Source organism: Rudaea sp., from assembly GCF_036560865.1.
Taxonomy (GTDB): domain Bacteria; phylum Pseudomonadota; class Gammaproteobacteria; order Xanthomonadales; family Rhodanobacteraceae; genus Rudaea.
Genome location: NZ_DATBQK010000153.1, coordinates 1 through 4,453, shown reverse-complemented (window position 1 = coordinate 4,453; position 4,453 = coordinate 1). Strand labels below are relative to the sequence as shown.

The 4,453-nt window shown below is 63.6% G+C and carries 5 protein-coding genes; 3 read left to right on the top strand and 2 right to left on the bottom strand.

Going from position 1 to position 4,453, the window contains the following annotated elements:
• Positions 1–80: 80 nt before the first annotated feature.
• From VIE67_RS14405 to VIE67_RS14395, 3 genes are all read left to right on the top strand, one after another.
• Positions 81–671 carry a GNAT family N-acetyltransferase gene (locus tag VIE67_RS14405; protein WP_414707380.1) on the top strand — a complete coding sequence of 197 codons (591 nt, stop codon included), beginning with the start codon at positions 81–83 and terminating at the stop codon, positions 669–671.
• A 5-nt stretch (positions 672–676) separates the two neighbouring features.
• Positions 677–1,567, top strand: a complete 891-nt coding sequence (locus tag VIE67_RS14400) for a carbon-nitrogen hydrolase family protein (RefSeq protein ID WP_332027143.1) — start codon at positions 677–679, stop codon at positions 1,565–1,567.
• Between the two features lie 187 nt (positions 1,568–1,754).
• Positions 1,755–3,446: an AMP-binding protein gene (locus tag VIE67_RS14395; protein ID WP_332027142.1), complete on the top strand. Its 1,692-nt coding sequence runs from the start codon at positions 1,755–1,757 to the stop codon at positions 3,444–3,446.
• 33 nt (positions 3,447–3,479) lie between these two features.
• Here the strand turns inward: VIE67_RS14395 and VIE67_RS14390 are convergent, their stop codons facing one another.
• Complete coding sequence (locus VIE67_RS14390; RefSeq protein ID WP_332027141.1) at positions 3,480–4,031, bottom strand: phosphatase PAP2 family protein; 552 nt, start codon at positions 4,029–4,031, stop codon at positions 3,480–3,482.
• The coding region (locus VIE67_RS14385) for a glycosyltransferase (RefSeq protein ID WP_332027140.1) at positions 4,028–4,453 on the bottom strand (426 nt) is incomplete at its 5' end. The genes VIE67_RS14390 and VIE67_RS14385, both read right to left, overlap by 4 nt.

Sequence of the window (4,453 nt, the reverse complement as noted above, 5' to 3'; positions counted from 1 at the left end):
AGGCCTAGCCGAATGCGCCATTCATGCCACAACCAAGCGGATCCTTTGCAGCAAAAATCCGATTCGCTATCGTGTGCCTCATGATCGAGGTGAAAACCTTCACCGGCGCCAATGTTGCGCCGCATCTGGACGCGGTGGCCGCGTTGCGCATCGCCGTGTTTCACGACTGGCCTTACCTCTACGCGGGCGATCGCGACTACGAGAAAAATTATCTGGCGACCTATGCCAAGTCGCCGGAGAGTCTGTTCGTGCTCGCGTTCGATGGTGAACGAGTGATCGGCGCATCGACCGGCATTCCGCTCACGGATGAAACCGATCCGTTCCAGATGCCATTTTCCCAACGCGGAATTGCGCTGACCGATGTGTTCTATCTCGGCGAGTCGGTGTTGCTCAAGGACTATCGCGGGCACGGACTCGGTCATCGTTTCTTCGATGAGCGCGAGGGTTACGCACGCCGACTCGACCGTTTCCGGCTCACCGCATTCTGCGCGGTCGAGCGTGGCGCGAACGATCCGCGCAAGCCGGAAAGCTTTCGTCCGAACGATGTGTTCTGGAACAAGCGCGGCTATCGGCGCCAGGACGACATGTTCTGCGCGATCGACTGGCAGGAAATCGGCGACACCGAGCCGAGCACGCATCGCTTGCGATTCTGGTTGCGCGACCTTATCTAGACACGATGAAACTTCGTCTCGCACTCGCACAATGGACCATCGGCTCGCCGGCGAATTTCGGCGCGTTCGCGGCGCGTATTTCCACAGCGGTCGCCGAGGCGGTGCAGGGCGGAGCGCAGATGGTCGTGTTCCCGGAATATCTTGCGCTGGAGTTGGCGGCGACGCTGGCGCCCGCGGTGCGCGCGGACTTCGTCGCCACGCTCGCCGCCCTGCAATCCGTGCATGAAGACTGGCTGGCGCTGTTCGCGCGTCTTGCGCGCGAGCATCGCGTTCACCTCGCCGCCGGAACGTTTCTGCTCGCGCAGACCAACGGTCGTTATCGCAACCGTGCGTACTTTTTCACGCCGGACGGCAAGCACGTGTTCCAGGACAAGCTGACGCTGACCGGTTTCGAAAAACAGGCCGGCGTCATCGAGCCGGGCGATGCATTGAAGGTATTCGACACGCCTTACGGGCGCATCGCGATCAATATCTGCTATGACGCGGAGTTTCCGCTGTATGCGCGCGCGCAGCAGCAGGCTGGCGCGCGCCTGCTGCTGGTGCCGAGTTGCACCGACACCGACGCGGGTGCGACGCGCGTGCGCGTCGGCTGCATGGCGCGCGGGCTGGAGAACCGTTTCTACGTCGCGCAGTCGGTCACCGCGGGCGAAGCGCCGGACAATCCCGCGCTGGATACCAACACCGGCAGCGCCACGCTGTATGCGCCGAGCGATCGTGGTTTGCCGGCGAACGGGATCGTCGCGGTCGCCGAATCCGGCGCGACCTGGCTGATTGCCGATGTGGATTTTGCCGCATTGGATACAACGCTGCAAAGTGCGCAAGTCGCAGTGCCGGTCGATTGGGACGCGCAGTCGCGGCCCGACGTCGTCCGCGCGCGGGTTGAAAAACTGGGATAAACCGGAACGCATGGATTCGTCATACCGGCTTTCGCCGGTATGACGAACTAAAAGCCAGGACACTGGACTACACGCGGCTCCTGCCACGTGGGTCGCAAGGGGGGGGGTGCAGGGGTCGCATTGACGCTGCCTGAAATCGGCGCAATAGTCGTGCATCGAGGCGGTGCAAACCGCCGGGGGGAATGCAATGCAGGGCGAACCGAGTTACGTCAGCGGCGTTTCCGCAGTGCCCCTGATCGGCGACACGATTGGCGTGCATTTCGACAAGGTCGCTCGCGCGCACGCGGATCGCGATGCGCTGATCGTGTGCCATCAGAACATTCGCTGGACTTATCGCGACCTGCGCGAGCGCGTGGACAATCTCGCCGTGTCGCTGCGCCGTCTGGGCCTGGCTCCGGGCGAGCGCATCGGTATCTGGGCACCCAATTGCTGCGAGTGGACCCTGACCCAGTTTGCCGCGGCCAAGGCCGGGCTGATCCTGGTCAATATCAATCCAGCCTATCAGCGCAGCGAGCTCGAGTACGCGTTGAATAAGGTCGGCTGCAAGGCGCTCGTGCTCGCGCCGAGTTTCAAGGCCAGCGACTACCTCGAAATGCTGGCCGATCTCGCGCCGGAACTCGCGCGCTGCGCACCGGGCGCGATCGAGGCGAAGCAGCTGCCGCAATTGCGTTGCGTGATCCGGCTCGGCGCGGAGTCGACGCCGGGCATGTTCAACTTCGATGCACTGCTGGGCGAAGCTAGCGAAAACGAACGTGCAGAACTCGCTGCACTGGGTGCGAGCTTGCAGTTCGACGATCCGATCAATATCCAGTTCACCTCGGGCACGACGGGCTTGCCCAAGGGTGCGACGCTGACCCATCACAATATCCTCAACAACGGCTTTTTCGTCACCGAGAACATTCGCCTCCAACCCGGCGACCGCCTGTGCATTCCGGTGCCGCTGTATCACTGCTTCGGCATGGTGATGGGCAATCTCGGCTGCCTCACGCATGGCGCGACGATGGTCTATGCCGACGCCGCATTCGATCCGAAGAGCGTGCTTGCCGCGATCCACGCAGAACGCTGCACCGCGCTGTACGGCGTACCGACCATGTTCATCGCCGAACTTGGTCACGCCGATTTCGCCAAGTACGACTTGTCCAGCCTGCGCACCGGCATCATGGCCGGATCGCCGTGTCCGATCGAGGTAATGAAGCAGGTATTCGAGCGCATGCACATGCACGAAGTTGTCATCGCCTACGGCATGACCGAGACCTCGCCGATGAGTCTGCAATGCGCACCCGATGATCCGCTCGAGCGCCGCGTATCGACCGTCGGGCGCATCTCGCCGCACGTGGAGGTGAAGATCGTCGACACCGACGGCCGCATCGTGCCGCGCGGCGAGCCGGGCGAGCTGTGCACGCGCGGCTATTCGGTCATGCTCGGCTATTGGAACGATGCGGAGAAAACCGCCGAAGCGGTCGATTGCAACGGCTGGATGCACACCGGCGATCTGGCGACGATCGACGCGGAAGGTTATTGCAATATCGTCGGCCGTTCCAAGGACATGGTGATCCGCGGCGGCGAAAACGTGTATCCGCGCGAGGTCGAGGAATTCCTCTACCGGCATCCGCTGATCCAGGACGTGCAATGCGTCGGCGTGCCGGATGCGAAATTCGGCGAGGTGCTGTGCGCCTGCGTGATCCTCAAAGCCGGTGCTAGCGCCGATGAGGGCAGTCTGCGCGCGTTCTGCCGCGGCGAGATCGCGCACTACAAGGTGCCGCAGTATATCCGTTTCGTCGAGGCTTTCCCGATGACCGTCACCGGCAAAGTGCAGAAGTATATTTTGCGTCAGACGATGGCGGACGAGTTGGGTTTGCGTGCGCAGAAGACGGCGTGACGGACGACACACCGGGAAATCCGGTACCGCGCATCAATGGCCGAGCAAGGTCGCCAGCCAAAGCGAGGTTGCGGAGAGCACGCAACCGATCGCGGTCGCGGCGAGCACGTCGCTCGGATAATGCAGGCCGAGCACCACGCGCGAGGCTGCAACGAGTACGGTGAACGGAATCAGCAGGAGCGCAAACGGCGGGAAATAACTGATTGCGATCAGGCTGAAGGTCACCGCGTGCAAAGTGTGCCCAGAGGGGAAACTGAATTCGTCGAGCGGCAGCGCGTGCGCGACGATCTGGTCGTGCGCGCGGAACGGCCGTGGGCGGCGCGTCCAGCGTTTGAGACCGCGATACAAACCGGCCGCGACGAGGCCGGTCAAGGCCATGTGCAGCGCCGCAGCCGCACCTTTGCTGCCGCCGAAGATCGCGCAGGCGGCGATCAGCGCGTACCAGATGCTGCCGTCGCCGAGGCGGCTGACGATGGCGAAGAAGTGTGCGATCGCACGGCGTGCACCCCAGCGATTGATCGCCAGACACAGACGCGTTTCGCCGCTGTGCAGCTCCAGCTGCGTCCATAGTTGCAGGGCGGTCATGCGGCGCCCTCGCGTATCTTGGCGGTTGCGATCGTGGCGGGGGCGGATGCCACGGGCAAGATCGCAGCGGCTTTCACGCCCGGATCTGCGTCCGTGGCGCGTTGCTGGACGAGGCTGCCGAGCAAACTGGCGAAGCTGGCGCTGACGGTCGCGGGATCGAGTGTGGCCACGGCAGCGGCTGCGCGGGCGCGAATCGCCGGACGCATGACGTCCTCGCGCACCAGTTCGATCGTCGCACGTACGAAACCTTCTTCGTCGCCGAACGCGACGCGGCGACCGCAGTCCGCGTCGAGGTGCTCGCGCGCCGCGCCATAGTCGAACGCCACCGTAGGCAGGCCGCTGGCGAGCGCTTCGAGCGTGACGTTGCCGAAGGTCTCGGTCAGGCTCGGAAACACGAACAGATCGGCACTGGCGAAGTGGCG